The 20,294-nt window shown below is 57.4% G+C and carries 13 protein-coding genes; 11 read left to right on the plus strand and 2 right to left on the minus strand.

Annotated features, from left to right (window positions below; genetic code table 11):
- Positions 1 to 71: 71 nt before the first annotated feature.
- The 4 genes from ACZ5AL_RS10160 to ACZ5AL_RS10175 all read left to right on the plus strand — a co-directional run bounded on the left by ACZ5AL_RS10160 (position 72) and on the right by ACZ5AL_RS10175 (position 5,878).
- Positions 72 to 2,183 carry a hypothetical protein gene (locus tag ACZ5AL_RS10160; protein ID WP_464510258.1) on the plus strand — a complete coding sequence of 704 codons (2,112 nt, stop codon included), beginning with the start codon at positions 72 to 74 and terminating at the stop codon, positions 2,181 to 2,183.
- A gap of 148 nt (positions 2,184 to 2,331) precedes the next feature.
- Positions 2,332 to 3,609 (plus strand): serine--tRNA ligase, encoded by a 1,278-nt coding sequence (serS, locus tag ACZ5AL_RS10165; RefSeq protein ID WP_464510259.1) that lies wholly within the window; start codon positions 2,332 to 2,334, stop codon positions 3,607 to 3,609.
- Between the two features lie 134 nt (positions 3,610 to 3,743).
- A complete protein-coding gene (gene hemL / locus ACZ5AL_RS10170) occupies positions 3,744 to 5,066 on the plus strand; it encodes a glutamate-1-semialdehyde 2,1-aminomutase (protein ID WP_464510260.1) in 1,323 nt (440 codons plus the stop codon).
- A gap of 14 nt (positions 5,067 to 5,080) precedes the next feature.
- Positions 5,081 to 5,878, plus strand: coding sequence for a VOC family protein (locus tag ACZ5AL_RS10175; protein ID WP_464510261.1), 798 nt, complete (start codon positions 5,081 to 5,083; stop codon positions 5,876 to 5,878).
- Positions 5,879 to 5,937: 59 nt separating this feature from the next.
- On the opposite strand, the gene ACZ5AL_RS10180 is transcribed toward ACZ5AL_RS10175, so the two are convergent.
- Complete coding sequence (locus ACZ5AL_RS10180; protein ID WP_464510262.1) at positions 5,938 to 6,447, minus strand: hypothetical protein; 510 nt, start codon at positions 6,445 to 6,447, stop codon at positions 5,938 to 5,940.
- 397 nt (positions 6,448 to 6,844) lie between these two features.
- Here ACZ5AL_RS10180 and ACZ5AL_RS10185 point away from each other — a divergent pair, with 397 nt between their 5' ends.
- Positions 6,845 to 9,541 carry a valine--tRNA ligase gene (locus tag ACZ5AL_RS10185; RefSeq protein WP_464510263.1) on the plus strand — a complete coding sequence of 899 codons (2,697 nt, stop codon included), beginning with the start codon at positions 6,845 to 6,847 and terminating at the stop codon, positions 9,539 to 9,541.
- Between the two features lie 129 nt (positions 9,542 to 9,670).
- The gene (locus ACZ5AL_RS10190; RefSeq protein WP_464510264.1) at positions 9,671 to 10,027 is read left to right on the plus strand and encodes an FxLYD domain-containing protein; all 357 of its coding nucleotides are present in this window, start codon (positions 9,671 to 9,673) and stop codon (positions 10,025 to 10,027) included.
- Positions 10,028 to 11,086: 1,059 nt separating this feature from the next.
- On the opposite strand, the gene ACZ5AL_RS10195 is transcribed toward ACZ5AL_RS10190, so the two are convergent.
- Positions 11,087 to 13,771, minus strand: a complete 2,685-nt coding sequence (locus ACZ5AL_RS10195; protein ID WP_464510265.1) for a T9SS type A sorting domain-containing protein — start codon at positions 13,769 to 13,771, stop codon at positions 11,087 to 11,089.
- Between the two features lie 671 nt (positions 13,772 to 14,442).
- On the opposite strand from ACZ5AL_RS10195, the gene ACZ5AL_RS10200 reads away from it, so the two are divergent.
- The 5 genes from ACZ5AL_RS10200 (at position 14,443) to ACZ5AL_RS10220 (ending at position 20,252) form a co-directional block, all read left to right on the plus strand.
- Positions 14,443 to 16,689, plus strand: a complete 2,247-nt coding sequence (locus ACZ5AL_RS10200; protein ID WP_464510266.1) for a sensor histidine kinase — start codon at positions 14,443 to 14,445, stop codon at positions 16,687 to 16,689.
- Positions 16,690 to 16,901: 212 nt separating this feature from the next.
- Positions 16,902 to 17,546, plus strand: coding sequence for a sigma-70 family RNA polymerase sigma factor (locus ACZ5AL_RS10205; RefSeq protein ID WP_464510267.1), 645 nt, complete (start codon positions 16,902 to 16,904; stop codon positions 17,544 to 17,546).
- Between the two features lie 49 nt (positions 17,547 to 17,595).
- Positions 17,596 to 18,216: a hypothetical protein gene (locus ACZ5AL_RS10210; RefSeq protein ID WP_464510268.1), complete on the plus strand. Its 621-nt coding sequence runs from the start codon at positions 17,596 to 17,598 to the stop codon at positions 18,214 to 18,216.
- A gap of 12 nt (positions 18,217 to 18,228) precedes the next feature.
- The gene (locus ACZ5AL_RS10215) at positions 18,229 to 18,942 is read left to right on the plus strand and encodes a hypothetical protein (protein ID WP_464510269.1); all 714 of its coding nucleotides are present in this window, start codon (positions 18,229 to 18,231) and stop codon (positions 18,940 to 18,942) included.
- Between the two features lie 671 nt (positions 18,943 to 19,613).
- Positions 19,614 to 20,252, plus strand: coding sequence for a DUF1684 domain-containing protein (locus tag ACZ5AL_RS10220; protein ID WP_464510270.1), 639 nt, complete (start codon positions 19,614 to 19,616; stop codon positions 20,250 to 20,252).
- The last annotated feature ends 42 nt before the right edge of the window (positions 20,253 to 20,294 follow it).

Below are 20,294 nucleotides of genomic sequence, written 5' to 3' on the forward strand. Positions count from 1 at the left end.
GCAGACGCTGCTCCACCTGCACGCCATAACGTGGTTCTTCTTCGCTCTTTTTGTGCTTTTTGGCTGGTTGTATGCTCACGTTAAGTGTAGCCTGGTGGTGGATTGTCCTCATTGCGTTGGCAGCTGTGGCCGGAGCAACCTGGAGCTATGCACGCACACGCCCCGCTCTGCCCCCGAAATGGCAGTGGGGGCTCGGTACGCTACGTGCGGCCTCGCTCTTTTTGATTGGACTGTTGCTGCTGGAACCATTCTGGACGCGTGAGCAGACCACTACGCATCCACCGAAGTTGGCCGTGGCACTCGATAACTCGGCCAGCATGATGCACACCGGCATCGACACAACCGATGCGTCGCTGCCCCAACAGTTGGAAACGCTTCTGGACACGTGGGACAACGCGCTCGATGCGCCTGCCAGCGTCTATCCTTTCGATGCTGAACTCGATGCCGAGACCGCGCCCACCTATGATGGCGCGCGCACCAACATCACAGCAGCACTGCAAGGCGTGCCCCGCCACCATACGCCCTATACCGATACCCCCCTCGAAGCCATCGCACTCGTCTCCGATGGCCGCCACAACACCGGTCCCGCGCCCCTACAGGCTGCTGAACGGTCGTCCGTACCGATCTATCCGGTGGTTGTCGGCGATACCCTTCCCCAACGGGATGTGCAGGTGCGTCGCATCCGCACGAACGACATCGGCTACACCGACACGCCTCACCCCATCGAAGCACGCATCCGTAGCGTAGAAGGCGCCGGCGAAACGCTCGCCGTAACGCTGCGTGAGGGCGACATGGTGCTCGACGAAACCGACATCACCCTACCCGAGGGCACCGCCGATCAACCGGTTGATTTTTCGTTCACCCCCGAGGAGCCCGGCACACGCACACTCACCGTTGCGGTCGACGATCTGCCCGACCAGGCCACCGATGCCAACAACGAGCAGAGCGTAACGGTGCGCATTGAAGATCGGAACCGCACCGCCTGGATCCTGGCAGGGTCGTCGTTTCCGGATGTGGGGGCCCTACGCCGGGCCATCAGCGCCAATCCCGAATGGAGCGTGCAGGTGACCGTCCTTCCGCCCGATGGCCCGCTTCTAGACCCGCTGCCCACCGACGAGGATGCCCCCGATGTGGTGCTACTCGCGGGGCTTCCCACCACCGAAACGCCCGAATCCGTTCGGAACGACCTGCAAACGTGGATCGACACCAAGCCGCTGCTCTTCTTCTGGGGCCCGAACATGGATGCCAGTCGGCTATCTGAATGGGCCGGCAACCGGCTGCCAGCCACCGTTAACAACGAACGGGTGTATGAGTCGGGCCCCACGCCCACAACCGAAGCGCCCAGTCATCCGGCATGGACAAATCTCGACAATGAGGCGCTCTGGAGTCAGCTCCCTCCGGTTCTTACGATCGACGGCTCTTGGCAACCACGCCCTGATGCACGCGTGCTAGCCCGCACCGACACCGATGCTCCGCTCATCACCACCCTGCAACGCAATCGGCAGCGGTCGGCCCTTGTGAGCGCCCACCGCACCTGGCGCTGGACGACCCTGCCCGCATCTCGTGCCGATGCCGCCGAACTCTGGCCCACACTCGTCACCAACCTCGTACGCTGGGCCGACACCGACCTCGACGATCCCGTACGCGTCCAACCCGATGCCCCGGTCTTTGCCGGCACCGAAGAAGTCACCTTTTCCGGACGCGTACTCGATGGGCGCGGCGAACCGGCTGATGACGCGCGCGTCGATCTTACCATCACCGATGAAGCCGACGACGACTTTCCGTTCACCATGACGCATGCCGGCGGGGGGCAATACCAGTTAGATGCGGGCGCGTTACCTGAGGGTACGTACACGTACACCGCCACTGCCACCCGTAATGGTACCGAGTTGGGTACCGACGCAGGCGACTTCTCGGTTGATACGCCCAATGTGGAGCAGCAAGAAACCCACGCCGACGTATCGCTCATGCGCCAGATCGCAGCCCGAAGCGGAGGCGAGGTGCTTTTTTTAGAAGAGTTCGAGGCCCTCCCCGATCGGGTGCAGACGCATCCCGAGTTCACCTCATCCACAACTACGGAACGGAGCGACTGGGCCCTCAACCACGCCTGGCCGCTGCTCCTGGTCATCATTAGTTTGCTTAGCGCCGAATGGTACGGACGCACGCGGCAAGGGCTGGCCTGAACGGTCCAATTCGCAAATCAAAACAGGTTTTTAACACCAAGGCGCTGCCTTTGACAAGCGGTTTGGCGTTCTTGCAACATATCTGCCCCCGTTAACGACACAGGACCGGGGCATCCCTCGCACCCTTGCTGATTCATGACGCACCGTTATGCTTGACCTCGACACCGTTCGCTCCCATCCCGATCGTGTTCGCGAAGCCCTTCGCGCCAAAGGCGAGGGCGACCCGGAACGCGTAGACGCGCTGCTCGATGTAGATAAAGAGCGCCGTGCACTGCTCACAGAATTGCAGGAGGCCCAGGCCCGATCTAATCGGGTCTCGCAGCAAATCGGTGAACTCAAGCGCGCAGGAAACGACGACGAAGCCCAGCAGCGCATCGAAGAAACACAAGCGCTCAAACAGAAAATCAGCGAACTGGAGGAGCAAGCCCGCGAAAAAGAAACCCTCACCCAGCGGATGTTGCTGGCGCTGCCCAACATTCCGCACCGGAGCGTGCCTGTGGGCGCCACCGAAGACGACAATGAGGTGGAAGCTGAGGTGGGCGAAGTGCCTTCCTTTGATTTTGATCCAAAGCCGCACTGGGAGCTCACCGAAGCGCTGGGCCTCGTGGACTTTGAGCGCGGTGCCAAAGTAACCGGCGGCGGCTTCCCCATCTACACCGGCGCCGGCGCCCGACTGCAGCGCGGACTCGTTCACTTTTTCCTCGACCAGGCGCACGAAAACGGCTACACCGAGGTGCAACCCCCGCTGTTCATCAACGAAGAAAGCGCACGTGGCACCGGACAGTTGCCCGACAAAGAGGACCTGATGTACGAGATTCCGCGGGAGGGGCTGTTTCCCATTCCCACTGCCGAGGTGCCCGTAACCAATATGCACCGCGACGAAATCCTAGACCCCGACACGCTACCGATCAAGTACACCGCCTATACGCCGTGCTTTCGACGCGAGGCTGGATCACACGGCGCGGATGTGCGCGGCCTGAACCGGCTCCACCAGTTCGACAAGGTCGAGCTTGTGCAGTTTGTGCAGCCCGAAAACAGCTATCGGGCGCTAGAGGCCATGCGTGAAGAGGCCGAAGCCCTGATTCAGGCGCTGGAGTTGCCGTATCGTCGCCTGCTTATGTGCACCGGCGACATGGGCTTTACACAAGCCAAAAAGTATGACCTGGAGGTCTGGAGCGCCGGCCAAGAGCGCTGGCTGGAGGTGTCGTCCATCTCCAACTTTGAAGCGTTTCAAGCCCGTCGCATGCAAATTCGCTATCGTCCGGAGGCCGAGGCCAAGCCCGAACTTGTGCATACGCTCAACGGAAGCGGGCTGGCCCTTCCGCGTATCGTGGCCGCTCTGTTAGAGCAGTATCAAACCGCCGATGGCACTGTAGAATTGCCCGAGGCGCTCCACCCATACATGGGCACCGATGTGATTGATTAGCGAAGAAACTGCGCCTCCTCCTATTGCAAACGATTCACGATCAAACTGTTTGATGTTGACGTATAAGGGGGGCCTGCCTATCCCATCCAAGGGATGCAGCATTCGTTGCTTCTTGAGTTCAGCTTGTGTTCGTTATGGCCACCCCGTCGTCACCCACGCAATCGTTAGATATTTCCACGAGCAAGCGGCATTATGAGGCCGCCCGGCACCGCATTCCCGGAGGCGTGAACTCACCGGCGCGTGCGTTTAAGAGCGTAGGCGGTACGCCGCTGTTTATCGACTCGGCAGAAGGGGCGTACATGACGGATGTCGACGGCAACCGATACATCGACTACATTGGGTCGTGGGGCCCCATGCTGTTTGGTCATGCGCATCCGGATGTGGTACAAGCGGTGCACGATGCGGCGGCCCACTCCACCTCCTTTGGCGCTCCCACCGAAATCGAAATCGAGGTCGCCGAACTGGTTTGCGACCTGGTGCCCTCCGTCGATAAGGTGCGAATGGTGAACTCGGGCACCGAGGCCACCATGAGCGCCGCCCGCGTGGCGCGTGGCTACACCGAGCGCGACAAAATCATCAAGTTTGCGGGCAACTACCACGGCCACGGTGACTTCTTCCTGATCGCTGCCGGAAGCGGGCCGCTCTCGCTGGGCGAACCCAATTCACCGGGTGTCACCGACGGCAATGCGAAGGATACGCTCCTAGCTCGTTACAACGATGCTGCCCATGTACGTGAGCTGGCCGAGTCGTACGAAGATGAAGTCGCCTGCGTCATTGTAGAGCCAATTGCGGGCAACATGGGCTGCATCCCCCCCGAGCCCGGTTTTCTGGAGGAGCTACGCGCGATCTGCGATGAGCACGGCATCGTGCTGATCTTTGACGAGGTTATGACCGGATTCCGCGTGGCGCCTGGTGGAGCGCAAGAACGGTTCGGGGTGCTTCCGGATATGACCTGCCTCGGCAAAATCATTGGCGGCGGCCTCCCCGTCGGCGCCTATGGCGGACGCAAAGAGATTATGGACTACGTGTCGCCCGAGGGCCCCGTGTACCAGGCGGGCACGCTAAGCGGCAATCCGTTGGCTATGCGAGCCGGCCACGCGGTGCTCAAGAAAATTGCCGAGGAAAAAGACACGATCTATCCGCAACTGGAACGCTACAGTGAAGCGTTGGAAGAAGGGACCCGTCAGAATCTGGAGGCGCTGGGGCTCTCGTACTACACCACGCGCGTGGGAGCCATGGGCAGTCTGTTCTTCTCAGACGAACGCGTGACGGACCTGGAGGATGCCAAAGCATCCGACACCGAGCGGTATGCTGCATACTTCCATGCGATGTTGGAGGAAGGCGTCTACATGGCGCCCTCGCAATTTGAGGCATACTTCTTCGGCACCACGCACGGAGAAGAAGAGCTGGAGCACACGCTGGCGGCACAGCGCGCTGCGCTAAAACGCATTCACTAATAATCGCACGTCCCATGCGCCCCACCCACGTTCTCGAAACCAGCCTGTATGCGTCGGATCTGGAGGCCGCCCGCCACTTTTACGGCACGGTGCTGAACCTGCCCGTGGTGTTCGACGAGCCCGAGCGGCACCTCTCGTTCCGGTGCGGACGCGGCATTGTGCACGTGTTCATCGCCGAGGTCACACGCAAAACGGAGTCGCTACCCGCCCATGGCGCCGACGGACCCGGACACCTCGCATTGGCCATTCCATTTAATCAGGTGGAGGCGTGGCAGGAGCGCTTCGATCAACACAACGTCTCCATTGAGGATACAGCCACCTGGCCCCATCAGGAGCGCGCCGTGTCGCTGTATGTGCGCGACCCGGCAGGCAACAGCGTGGAGCTGGCCACGCCCGAACTGTGGGGGCTGGAGGCCAATGCCCGCGACGACGCAGTGCAGCAGATCCGCCCCTATGTGCCGGTGGATACCGACGACCAGCGCCCGATGGAGCAGTTCCAGAGCCGCACGCTGCGTCCGCTGTGCAAGCTCCAGAATCCGCTCCTCCTTACGCTGGTGGCGCGCTACCTGGGGAAATACAACACCGGATTTGCAGAGATGCACCGCGCCGACCAGGAGGCAAAAGTGCGCAACCTGCTCAAGGAAGACCGTCGCCTGAAGCGCTCGCTCGTGGGCATGATCGCAGGTCACTTCACCGAAGACGAATTCGCGTTCTACCTCGACCACCAGCGCGAGGTGCGTCGACGGCTCGTAGCTCTTTTTACCCAGCGTGTGCTTGATCAAGTCGAGGCGGTCGTCGCGCAGGCCGCCTGATGAGGAACAACTTCATCCTACAACATTCCTCCCGCACGGCTACAAGCTGTCACGCTCCATTATGGATTAGCGGTAGCCTGAAACTCCCCTTCACTAACGCTTACGCCGGCATTCTCGTTATCGAAATCTACTGCCTGAAAGGAGAACGTGCCGCGAATCTCATTTTCACTGACTGAAGTGACTTCAAGCGTTCCAGGCAAGTCCTCTTTGGACGTATACGTTACGCCGAAGAGCTCTCCTTCATCAAACTCTTCGTACTCACCGTACATGCTGAGATCGTTAAAAGGGGACCCTGCCACAGTGGGTTCTACCAACTCGTATGTCCCTTCCGAGAACGCGGATAGTGGGTCGGTATCTGAATCATAGAATCTTTGGAATGTAAGCGAGAAGTTCTGGTTGTCTGTAATATCTATGGTAAGTGTATTTGCGGTGTCGCTTTCGAATGTTGAGAACAGCGCATTTCCTGAAGCGTCCCTTTCAACATCGCCACTCACAGTAAAGCTGCCTTCACCAATGTCTGGTTCTTCATTAGCATCGGTAGAGTCGCAGCCGGTCAACGTGAAAAGCAAGGCCAACGTGGCGATCCACGATAGTGTAGTAGACGGTAGAGAACTTCGGTACAACATAGGTGACACTTGATTGTCATTAGAGAAATATAAGCCAAGCTACGTAGACGGCTTGCAATCTACAACCGACAGGCAGCAATACATTATGAAATGCCCATACAGCAGAACCGCAAGCACATCATATCCATGATTCTACGTGGGCCCGCTCTGCACTATATGCGCAAGTCAACCCATGACACGGACATGCGGCGATGTAAAATCAGTGGGAAACCCTTCGGCTCCGCATCGCTACACTGCGCATTGTACTGCGTGCGTGCTACATTGCAATTTGCGCGTGTGCCAATTGCGTCTGCACGCACGCAATCGACTGCCGTTGCTGCTCACCAACCCCTGCATCCCTATGGCTGAATCGGACACAGGCCCGGCCTCCACCGTCTACGACCCCTCGCAGATCGAGGACAAATGGTACCAGTACTGGGAGGAGAACGGGTTCTTCGAGGCCCATGCCGACACCGACGCCCCGCCTTTCAGCATTACCATGCCGCCGCCCAATGTAACCGGGCGGCTGCACATCGGGCATGCGCTGCAAGACTCCATTCAGGATGCGCTCACGCGTATCTTCCGCATGAAGGGCCACGAATCCCTCTGGATGCCCGGCCTTGACCATGCAGGCATCGCCACGCAGAACGTGGTGGAGCGCAAAATTGCGGAAGAAGAGGATCTCACGCGTCACGACCTGGGCCGCGAGGCGTTCATCAAGCGCGTGCACGCATGGAAAGAGGAGTACGGCGACATCATCCTGCAGCAGAAGCGCACGCTCGGCGATTCGTGCGACTGGGACCGCAGCTACTTCACGATGGACGAAGATTTTTCGCGTGCCGTGCAGGAGGTGTTTGTCCGGCTCTATGAGGATGGGCTCATCTACCGCGGCGATTACCTCGTGAACTGGGACCCGGCCAACGAAACAGCGCTCTCCGACGAGGAGGTCAACAACGAGGAGCGTGATGGACATCTGTGGCATGTGCGTTATCCGCTCGTAACCGATGGCGAGACCGAGCACGTCACCATTGCCACCACGCGTCCCGAAACCATTCTGGGCGATACGGCGCTGGCCGTGCACCCCGACGATGAGCGCTACCAGCATCTGGTGGGCCAGACCGCCCGCGTGCCGGTTCTCGACCGCGAGATCCCGATTATCGCCGACGAATACATCGATAGCGAGTTCGGGACCGGCGCCCTGAAGGTAACGCCCGGCCACGACGAAAACGACTTCGAGATCGGCGAGCGTCACGACCTCGAAACCATCAACGTGATGAATCCCGATGGCACCATCAACGCGAACGGCGGTCCGTACGAGGGGCTCGACCGTTTTGCCGCGCGCGACAAAATCGTAGCCGACCTCGACGCTGAGGGGCTACTTGCAGATGTCGAAGAGCACACGATCAACGTGCCCGTCTCCGACCGTTCGGGCGCCGTCATCGAGCCGCTCATTTCGCGGCAGTGGTTTGTGGAGATGGAGCCGCTCGCTGAGCCCGCCATCGAGGCGGTGCGCGACGGGACCATCACATTCCACCCCAAACGCTGGGAGAACGAGTACTTCCGGTGGATGGAAAACATCCGCGACTGGTGCATCTCGCGGCAGCTCTGGTGGGGCCATCAGATTCCGGTGTGGTACTACACCGACGAGGACGGCAATCCCGACCCCGACCGCGGCTATATCGTCAGCATCGACCGCCCCGAGACCGACGAGGAGATGGTGCAAGACGAGGACGTGCTCGACACGTGGTTCTCGTCGTGGCTGGCGCCGTTTGCCTCGCTTGGGTGGCCCGAAGAGACCGACGACCTCGCCCGCTTCTACCCAACCGATGTGCTGGTGTCGGGCTACGACATTCTGTTCTTCTGGATTGCCCGCATGGTGATGGCCGGGTATCACTTCACCGGCAAGCCGCCGTTCACGGAGATCTTCATCACCGGCATGGTGAAAGACGAGCAGGGCCGCTGGATGTCGAAGAGCCTCGGCAACGGCATCGACCCGCTCGAAATGGTCGACCAGTACGGAGCCGATGCAACGCGCTTCACCCTCACCCTGCTCTGCGCACAGGGTCAAGACATTAAGCTGGCGCCGTCAAAGTTCGAGATGGGCCGCAACTTCGCCAACAAGATCTGGAACGCCTACAACGTGTTCGGGCAATTCATGGAGACGGATGCGCAGGGGCACCCGGTGAAAGAGTATCACGACCCGCGCTCCTTCGACGAACTGGAGATGGTGGAGCGCTGGATGCTGCACCGGCTGCACACGGCCATCAACGACATTGAAGATGCGCTCAGCCGGTACCGCCTCAACGAGGCCGTCTCCATCGTCTACGACGTGTTCTGGCGCGACTACTGCGACTGGTACCTGGAGCTTATCAAACCGCCCTACGGCGAAGCGATGGACGAGCAGGTCATTGCGCGTGCGGCATCCATTTTCGAGACGCTGCTGCAGCTACTGCATCCGTTCATGCCGTTCGTCACCGAAGAGCTCTGGTGGAAGGTGCGTCCGCGTGAGGAGGGCGATGCCTGCATCGTATCCGACTGGCCGCAGGCCGACGATGTGCCCCACGACGCCGGTACGCACGATACCTTTGCGCATCTGCAAGAACTGATTTCGGGGATTCGTAGCATCAAGAGCGACTACGGGGTCGGTGCCGGAACGGAGGTCGCTGCCACGATCAGTCTGCCCGAAACGGCTACCGCACGGGCCGAGGCACTGCGGGCGTATCCGGGCTACTTCGAACAGTTGGCGCGCGTAACGGACCTCACGGTTGGTCACGACCTGCCGAAGCCGAAAGCCAGCGCCTCGGTCGTCGTTGAAGAGAGCGAAGTTTTCGTACCGCTGAAAGGTATGATCGACCTCGACAAAGAGCGCGAGCGGCTGAAGTCGGCAATTGCCGAAAAAGAGGGGTTCCTGAAGAGCGTGGAGGGCAAGCTACAGAACGAGCAGTTCGTAACCAAAGCGCCCGATGACGTGGTCGAGCGCGAGCGTCAGAAAAAGCGCGATGCGAATGCCGAGCTGGAGCGCCTGCGCGCTAACTTGAACGACCTCAAATCCGTTTAACTTCCGCCTGATCCTGTTTCTGTTTAAACTTTGTGATTGCTGGGATGTGAGTCTCCGAATGAATACCAACGGTCCGGACCCAGGCGTTATGCAGACCTACGCTTTTTTGCAAATTGTCTTCCTGTGTACATGATTACCCGTTTGGCGTCTATTGTGGGCGCGTTTGTGCTGCTTAGCTCTATTCTCATGCTGGCTGGATGCGAAAGCAGCGACCAAGCCGAAAACATCAATGTTCACAATTTCCGATACGTCGAACATCCCGATGGCGAACGGGCCTTCTCTGGAACGGTCGTAAACTCGGGAGAAAGCGATGTCAGTGTTGTGCAGATTGAGGTGAACCTGCTTGACGCCACGGGCACCAACATTGGCACGCAAAGCATTGAGGTGCAAGACATTCCGGCTGAAGACGAGCGCGACTTCTCTCATCCCCTAAACGAACCGGGCCCCGTAGAGCAAGCCCAGGTAGGACGTGTATTGGCGCCCTAAGTGACCAGCAGAGATGCAGTAAGTGAGCTCAACAATGATTTTGGGGATTGCCGGTTGGTTTCCCCTCCATCCTACCCTTCCTCCCCGAGGAGGAAGGAACCGTGGAAGGCGTTCATCACGTCCCCCTCGGAGGAGCTATGGTGTATACACAACGCAACCGGAGGCGAACTCCCACTTGCGTCCTCGTCGCGATGCTCTGCGTCGCGACGGACGAATGGACGCTCTGCGTCCAACGTACCCCCCCGAGGTAAAGAAACCGGGTGGTGGATTAGGAGTGCTGGAGCGTCCCGGCAAGCGTGGCGACGCAGAGAGACTAGTGGCGACGCAGAGAGACTATAGGTCATGCCTGTTGTGCATCGCCACGAGAGGACAGATGTTTTGTTATTATCATCGGGCAGGCTGTCACTCCCTCTTGAACTCCAATATTGACACGTGACTTCACTTAGTGCTGTGTCACACGTGATTGTTAGGGTACGGGGACCGTGCCAAACTGTGTGTCTCAACCCCCTCCAAAAAACCTGTCATGGTGAGCGCAGCCGAACCATCTCCCCGACGCTCAGCAGGTTCTGATCGATCGAGCGGCCCTGCTCATTTCGGGGGAGATCTTTATTCGCTACGCTCATCAGTCGCTTCGCTCGTGTCAGGACTCTGCGTCTCCTAGGCGGAGCCGCTACGCTCAAGATGACATCATTTAAAGGAGTGCGGTGCAACCCAAATATTGATCTGTGACACATGTGCTCCCTGACGTACCGAGAAAACCGCACACTCTTGTCATTGCGAGCGCAGCGACGCAATCTCATGCCATCAGGCCGGATGCAGGCGCCCAATCAACGGCATAAGATCGTACCCCAGGAGCACTCGTTCGCTAGCGCTCACAGCGCCACGTTGGTCGCAAGCTCCCTCCTCGCGATGTACGACCGGCTTGGGCGCATTGACACGAGAAACACGAATCGTGTCCTCAACATCAAAAGCCCCCTCCAGCGGACGCGATGCAAGCGTCCACGGAGGGGGATTTCCTGTTTGATATACGCTTGCAAACGCAAGCTGTCTAGATAGCGCCTAACGAACGACGGTGATACGCTCCGTCGTCTGGAAGGACTCACCCTGCACGCGCACAAAATACATCCCGCTGCTTAGCGAGTTGGCGTCTACCGTCAACGTGAGCGACTCCTGCGCAGGCAACTCGCGGTCATGCACCACCGCAACTCGCTGTCCGAGCACGTTGTACAGCGCAGCCGTTACGTGCTGCGTTTCCTGTACTGTAAGATCAAGCTGTGCACGGGTCTGAGCAGGATTCGGATACGGAGCACTCAAGGCATACGCCTCCTCCAGCGTCATCTCTACCTCAATGTCCCCTGACAACTCTTCTGTGCCATCGGTATCAACCTGGCGCAGGCGGAACGTGTGAGTTCCATAGCTCAAGCCATCGGCATCAAGCTCAAAGCGATACGACTGCGCGCTGTCGGTTGTACCCTGGCCTTCTACGAAGCCTGCTTCCGTGAAGTCAGCCGCCTCGGGGGCTTGATGCTGCACGTAAAAGCCCGCATTATCGGTCTCTGAAGCGGTTTCCCACGTCAGCGCAATGCCGTCGGATGTACGGAGGCCCTCAAACGAGGTAAGTTCCACCGGCAGCGGGTTGCTATTCGATGCAAATACGAATTCACTGAAGCTATCGGTCGTGATGACCACTTCATTTTCGCCCGCGTCGAATGTGGCTCCAAGCGCCGCGAACGCTCCGCTGCCAAAGCCGGAACGACTGTAGACTTCAACATCCCCATCGAGAAGACCCGGGAAGGCATCGACATCGAAGCGCACCTCTGTGTTCGCGTCAAAGGTGAGGGTGCCCAGGGCATCGAGCACAATGCTGTATACGCTGACGTTATCTTCCGTAATGCCTTCTGTACCAGTGGGCATTGCATCAATGAAGCTGGCAGCTACATCACCCGAGCCGCTTACGCCGGAAAAGATGATGCGGATGCCGAGTGCTGGAAACTCGACTTCGCCATCGCTATCTACGAATGGCTCATCCGAGGTGTCGCTTACGGTAAGCGTGGCAGGAATCGATGCGGGACTGCCTGGTGCATTGGTGTCAAACCCAAGGTCTTGGGTATATTGCCCATCGGCTAAGGCATCGGCATCGAACGTGACTTCAACGGTCTCGCTGGCACTGGCTGCGATGGAGCCAGAAGCGGGATCCACATCGGTGATAAACTCTACCGGAGGCGCAATGGCTACCGCCAAGTTATCCTCCACGTAGTCGGTGTTGAAAGCGACCTGCAGGCCATCGCTGCCGTCTTCGTTCTCAATACCGATGGTAGACTCATCGAGACTACCTGTCATGTCGAGATACTGTAGACGAATGCTCCCATCTTCGTATAGCTGTGCTTGAAAGGTAAGCGACGAGCCGTCATCAAAGCTTTTAGGAACTCCTGTCCACTGGATGATAAAGCGGTCATTGGCCGTATCGTGATAGGTATAGACTGTACCGTCATTGCGCATATCCAAATCATCCCAAAACGGAGCAATGAGATAGTTTGGATCTCCTGTGCTTGGAATTCCAAAGTTGCTGAATCCATCTCCCGTAAACCCGTCGAAGTTGATCCAGCCGTTTACAGATACCTGGGCTTCGGTATGCGTGTCGCCGTACAGTGGGAAAGCGAAGGGAAGCGAAACTTCAGTATTGCCATCCCACGTTCCCGTGATATCAGTCACTTCCTGACCATCGGTGCTTGCATCCACCCAGTCAAAGCTTGGCCCGCCGGCTTCGTTGCTGTCGATCCAGGTGTAACCAAAGGCATCGGGTCCGCCAGCGCCCAGCAGCACAGGGTGGCCTTCTCCAGCAAGGGGATCGGGCGCTCCCTTTTCGAGCGAGCGAGGCGTTCCCGCAATGGGCGACGTGTCGTTCGGTTGTACCCCCGGCTGACTGAGTACATTCATCGCAGCAAAGCCGGGAAAGCTGTACTCCAGCGTACTCCCGGCTTCCCCGGTATTTTCTAAGGAAAGCGTTACCTGCTCTTGTGTGCCAGAAGACTGCACATTGTAGAGTGCATCAGGCGTGAGTGCTACTTCGGGAGTGGCCTCAGTGAACTCGACTTGAGGGCGTACAAACAGGGACCTGTAGTCGGGAAAAGCCTCTTCACCGAGTTTCTGCCAGTCATTGTCGTCGGTGCGAAACCATCCGTTTTGCTCGATCGTGTTGGAGTCCTCATCAGCCGCCACGAAAACATTGGGGTCGCTTGGTTCGAAGCGAGCGCCAATAAATATCTGCTCATTTTGCCCTACCGAGATATCGAGTGGGCCAAGGTCTACCGTGTACCATGCAGGGTTAGCAGGGATACCATCCGGAAGATTGGTAGCGGTCGCACTTACCGAAGCTAACTCTGTGCTTGGTTCAGTACCGGAAGTGCCATAGACGACCAGTTCAAAGTCTACATTTTCTGCGCCCAGACTCAAGAAGGAGATACAGACTGTTTGCAGTGTTGCTTCAAAGCCGGGCTCAAAGCCTTGCACGACCTGAACCTCATCAGCCACAGCTGGATTTCCTGAATATCCATTGTCAATCCCCCCGTCATCATGGATAATCAGTCCCTCTGCACCATCGCAGTCAAAACCATTACTCAGCATCGCGTGCGAGGCAGTAGGGGGATTGCCATCGGTTGCTTCGAGCAAACTCAATGGGCTAGCTAATTCGGAGCCAGATTCAAAAGAGGCTTGCTGGGCCCAAGTGGTTGTGGTGAAACCCACAAGTAAAACAACAAATAGGCCTATCAGACAAAACGTGCGAAGCGCACGTCGGGCTGTCGGGGGAATAGATAGTTGTGTAATCAGATGTACCATAACATCTAACGCTATAATTAAAATTAATAAACGACATAGAGAGGCAATACGGCAGCTATGAGCCAACGAGCAAATTATCGGGTGGTAGCGATAGATATAGCAGTTCTACCATTCCGATGGAGCGGGGAGACGGCTCGCTTCGGGCATACAGGCGTGTATGGATCACATGACGATGCCATACACGACGATGCGTGTGGCTTTTGTTGCTGTATAACTAAGCAGACTCCTACTAGAGATACGACACTTAAATTAGCAGGTACAACATTGTGTGTTTGCTTAGATTGCTCCTCTAAAATGAGTTTTGCAAAGTATAACAGGTTTGACACACATTGTCAAATTCTTTAAAGTATATTTTTCAGGGTGCTGATTTTTAGAGTGTTACGCAACAATTAGCGATGGAATGATCGTCCATAACCCCCTGTCTCCCGTAACATTGTCGGAAGAGTCCAGACGAAGACCGCACTTGCCTACAGGCAAAACGTTATGCTAACCTATTGCCACTGCAATGGTGGTTCTCGCTTTACCCAACAGCATAGCTTCTGCGGCGCTGCCCCCGTTGGCGATCCGCTGGTATCTACATGACTTTCCCAAAGGCATTTTCCAACTCCGACGATTCTGGTACACGCCCCGATGCAGAAGAGCGTGCGCGGTGCTACCGGAAGCAGGTGCAGGCGCTGGCCGATGCCCGTTTTCAGGTAGTCTACAATAAAGAGGACGATGCATGTCAGGCAACCGTTGACTGGCCCACGACAGATCAGGCCGCTACGGTGCGCCATTTACTGAGCACACAGCGCGAGGTGATACACGCCCTTCACGAGGCACAGGCAACAAATGCACCCGTTACATTTGCACTGCGCAACGGGCCCACAATAGCCTGGTCTGGCACCATACACGTTGTAGAGGCCTCTGAACAACACGTCAAGGGACGTGGGGTGCTTAAGCGCACGGTGCCGGATGCAGATCCTGACATCGAGCCACTCCACCGCGAGTTGCTTGAAATGCTCCCCGATGCGCTACTCATTGTTGGATCCAACGATCGCATTTGCTATGCGAACTCGGCAGCTGTTTCTATGACAGGAGCCGCCTCGCTGCAGGCACTTCTGGGGCAGTCGATCTGGAGCTATATTCCTGATCGGAGTCGGTCGGAGGCGATACGGCGGCGCAAGCAAGTACGTACGGGCACAGCAATCGACTTTGCTCGACACACGCTGCAAACCCGGCACGGGAAGCGCCGCATCGTAGAATCGGCCTCGGTGCCCATCGTGTATCAGGGACGCCACGCCGCGCTCATAGCCGTACGCGACCTGACCGGGCGCGAGCAGCTTTCGGAGACGCTAACCCGCACGCTTCAACTATTTGACACCGCATTTCAACTCGGCCCCGCGGCCTTGATCGTTCGACTTCGAGACGGCATTATTCTCGAAGTAAGCGAACGGATGGAAACGCTGGTTGGACTTTCAACAGCAGATTTAGCCGGGCAGCAGTTGCATACGCTTGATTTAGACGTTTCGGAATCGATGCGTCGCACCCTTACACGCGAACTGTTGGCCACGCGCTCGATTCACGACCGCGAAGTAACCATCCAACCAGCCCACGGCGCCTCACGCACGGTGCTCGTAAGTGCTGGCATCACCATATTCGACGGCGATGCCTGTGCGCTGATTAGTGCTGTAGATATCACCGAGCGCAAACAGGCCTTTGAACAAGCCCGCGAAAGTCAGGCGCTCATGGAGAATATCTTTCGGATGAGCCCCTCCCCACTGGCGATTTGTCGCCTCGACGACGGGGTATACCTCAATGCAAACGACGCGCTGTGCACCCTGGTCGACCATCCACGCTCTGAGATTATAGGCGCTTCCGATGACGAACTGAACCTGTGGACGGATGCCACGCAGCGCGAGACTGTGTTCGAAACGGTTCGCAAAGACGGCATGTGCACGGACGTACACGCCCAATTTTGCACTGCTTCCGGAGACCGTGTGGACGTGCTGTGCTCACTGCAACGACTGCGGATCAACGATGATACGTGTGCAGTGCTGGCCCTCACAGATATTACGCAGCGCGAGGCCGCTCGACAGGCGCTTGTAGAAGCCAAACAAAAAGCTGAAGATGTCGCCCACTTCCGTTCAGCCGTTCTTACCAACATTACCCACGAAATGCGCACCCCCATGACCGTAATTCTTGGGTTTACCCCCACCTTGCGGCAGGGCCTCGACGAAAGCTATACACGCTTTGTTGACATCATTGAACGCAGCGGACGCCGTTTGCTGTTTACGCTCGATTCGCTTCTTGATTTGGCTCAACTGGAAGCCGGCACCCTCGATTTAGAATGCACGGTCCACAACATCCCTGAACTGGTACACCAACTCACGGGCAGCTTGGTCGAACGCATTGAAGCGAAAGGGCTCACGTTTGAGTTAACGGTCAACGAAGCCCCTATTTTTTCCGAGACCGATAGCGATCTGCTAGAACGGGTGTTGAACCATGTCCTCGATAACGCCATCAAGTTTACCGAATCGGGCGGCATCACAGTAACCATCGACACCAACGATAACGAGGTACTTATCAAAATCGCCGATACGGGAACGGGCATTGATGGGCAGTTTTTACCGCGCGCGTTCGACGCCTTTACACAAGAAAGCGAAGGGCTGGCACGTACCCACCAGGGCAGCGGGCTGGGACTTACTGTGTGCAAGCGCATCATGGAACGCCTCAACGGATCGATTCACATCGAAACCGAGAAAAGCGTAGGTAGCACCGTTACGCTCCGTCTCCCTCAGTCTTCAGAATCTGCAAAAACCAGAAGCATGCCGGTTGATGGGTAGCCTGAGATCTCTGGTAACAGAACACCCAATCCCATGCGTTGTGTAGATGCATCAATCACACACTGTAAATCATGCAGTGTAAAGCGTGCGGGGCAACCAACTGCACACGTTGTCGATGATTGTGGACACCTTGCCCCGCCCAGATGCTTTACACACGGCGCTGAACAATAAAAGTGGGAGGTGGCTCGTTCCTTGTACAGACTGCTTCCCACATGGTCTATTACCGATTTGACGGAAGCAGTTCTATGCAACCAACCGACGAAGCGCTTGTCACAGCGTATCTGGAATCGGGCGACGAGCACGCCTTCCGGATGCTGGTGGAACGGAGACAAGACCAAATTTTTGGATACATCATGGGCATGGTTCACGACCGGGCCGTTGCAAACGATCTGTTTCAAGATACGTTTGAGCGGGTCATCAAAGCCATGAACGACCGGCGCGGGTCGTACTCCCACAATGGCCAGTGGCTTAGCTGGGTGATGCGCATCGCACGCAACGCCACGATTGACTATCTGCGCAAGCAAAAGAAATGGTCGGATGTGCCGGATGGCGAAGATAATGGCCGTTCGTTTTGGGATACGCTGCAGAGCGACACCCCCTCGGCAGAGGCCGCCCTGCACCGCGATCAGCAACGCAAAGTGCTGCACACCCACATCCGCAAGCTAGCTCCTGAACAACGCGAAGTGCTGTTGCTACGACAAGAGACCGACCTCACGTTTCGCGAAATTGCGGAGCTTACAGGGGTCTCGATCAACACAGCACTTGGTCGAATGCGCTATGCGCTCAAAAATTTGCGGGGCATGCTCGAAGACGAAATAGACGAACAAGCGCTTGTCGGGTCCATGCAAAACCCCTAATACCGGGGAGCACGTTCGCCACTTGTTTTACCAAACGATCTGCGCTCGTATGCCCAACGATACAACACATCGCCTTCTCTTTCATCTTTACGATGAGGCCGACCTGGATGACGAAACACGGGCGCGCCTTCGTCATGACGACGACCTGGCTGAAACGTGGGCGGCCCTACAAGCCACCAAGGCCCACCTCGACGACCAACCCTCCGAAACGCCTCGGCCATCCGTTGTAGACCGCATTGTATCCACCGCCAAACAGGAGGCCGACAAAACTGCGGGGGGCTCTCTTCCCGAACATGGCGATGGAGTGCCGTACTCCAACCACCGCGGATACACGCCCGATCGCCCGATTCCCAGCGACCGAGACGCCCGTCCGCGTTCCCAGCACGAACCGTCCGAAGCCTCGCCTCGTGTCTCGCGCACCGCTGTACACGGAGGCATAACCGCTCTGGTTTTGCTCATAGCCATCGGACTGCTGCTTCCTGTTTCCGGTGCGTTTGACACCTCTGAACCCACCGACGCCCCCATTGCTGGGGTGCAAGCCAGCGACTTGCCTGCATGGGATGAGCCCAGTACCATGGCCGAACTACACGGACACGCCCACGCCATCCAGGAACGGATGCCTGCTTCAATGTCCGATGTGGTGCCTGTTGGCGTTCATGTTCACCCGTAACCGTTGCTACTCATGTCGTTTACATATCCCTCCTCTACATCCACGCCCCTTCTTGTCGTCCTCGGCCTGCTGATGAGCCTGCTGACTGTTGGCCATACGCCGGAGAGTATGGCCCAAACATCGGTAGAGCGTACTCTTCATATTCAGGAGGGAACGGTATATATTGACGGTGCCCCCGTTCCTGAATCTGAGCTGCCCGCTTCGCTGTCAGTAGACGGCCTTGAGCTGCAGTACCAGGTATATGGAATGGCAGAACCGGTGCTTCGCATCCAGGGCAACACGTACCAGCTCACGTCCAACACGCTCAAACCGATAGACCACGCCGCCCCGAATCAGATAAACGGTTCGCCTCTCGGAAACGCCCCCGATGGAGCCGATGCTCACCTACAGGCTCTGCGCGCGCAAGAGCAAACGCTATACGAGTACGTGCGTCGCGAGTATGAAATGGAGCGCGCGGTGCGTCAACGGGCCCAACGGATTCATCAGATGCGTCCTGGCTCGCAACGCGCAGCCCACCTCGACACGCTGCGCCAGACGGTAGAGGAGTTGTTTGACTTGAAGCAGGCCAATCGATACCGTGAGATTGAACACCTGGAGCAGCAAATTGAACAGCTCCGCGAGCGAAATGAAGAACGTCAAACGCATCGTGATGCCATGATTTCGTATCGCATCCAGCAACTGGTGCATGGCCTTGATGGCATCCCCGATGAAGACGAAGGATCGTAGTGCTGTGTCACACCTGAATGTTATGGTATGGAGTGGACTCGCGTTGAAGCATCTCAACCCAAATGTTCTGTCATGTTGAGCAAGCGGAGGGCCCCCAGGGCCCGAAGCGCGTCGAAACATCTCCTCGGCGCTCAGCAGCTACTGGCAAACCAACAGTCCTGCCCAGTTCGTGGGAGATCTTTACTCACTGCGTTCGTCAGTCGCTACGCTCGTGTCAGGACTCCGCACCTGCTAGACGCAGTTGCTCCGCTCAAGATGACATCATTAAGACGGGAGTGTTGCAACCCGAAGATTGAGCTGTGACAGAGTAGTAGTTCTCTGTCACCGGTCAAAGTTTGGGTGATGTGGGGGCAATGATCCGACCGCGTTGTCAGGGGAGATCCCAGCTCTGCGGCGCTGTGAAAGAGAAGAACGAGTGCTCGGGATGCGATCGCATACCGTTGATTAAACGACTGCATTCGGCGTGACAGCCTGAGATTGCATCGCTGCACTCACAATGAGACATCCGCCGGATACGTTTGTGTGCCTTCTTAGCTAAACCGATGCGGAGCTCACGAATATAAGACGAGGCGTTACGGTTTCATATATTGCGCACCCGTCTTTTGCAACCCGGTGCCAACCACGTGTGGTACTAATCGTGAGTCAACCCTACCACCTATCCCCCGATTCTTATGCGCACTGTATCAACGGTTTCAGCATCTGGCCTTGGCCTGGTCGTCGGGTTTCTTCTCTTGGCTGTGCTCGTAAGCGGATGCGATGAACTCACGATGAGTGAGGAAGCCGCCTACGAAAACGAAATCCTTCAGCATCGCCTTGAACGCGATATGCGCATGCGTGATGCCGACCGAACCATCCTCGACGCCTCTACGCGGCGCCAGTTTGAAGGGCTGCGCTACTACGCCGTAGACCCTGAGTACCGCTTCGAACTGCCGCTCGAAGAAGTAGACACCCCCGACACGTTAGAGGTAGCCCAGTATGAAGGCCGTCCGGTTGATCGCATCATCGTAGGGTATGTCTCCATTCCACAAGCGCAGGACACCACGCGGCTTGCCGCTTTTCGCGAGCCAGGACGCGAGGGGGAGCTTTGGGTGCCCTTTCGAGACCCCACCAACGGCGATGAAACGTACGGGGCAGGTCGCTATCTGAATGCCCCTCTCGTAAACGATAGCACACTGGTTATTGACTTTAACAAGGCATATAACCCATATTGCGACTACAACCTCAATTACGTATGCCCGCTTCCGCCCCCAGAAAACACGCTGCCTGAGCCCGTAGAAGTCGGCGAGAAAAAGTCGCTCCTACACAGTTAAAAACCCGGCTATCCACCGCGACGGAAGCAGTGGGTATTCTCG

It is taken from the genome of Natronotalea proteinilytica, assembly GCF_055379935.1.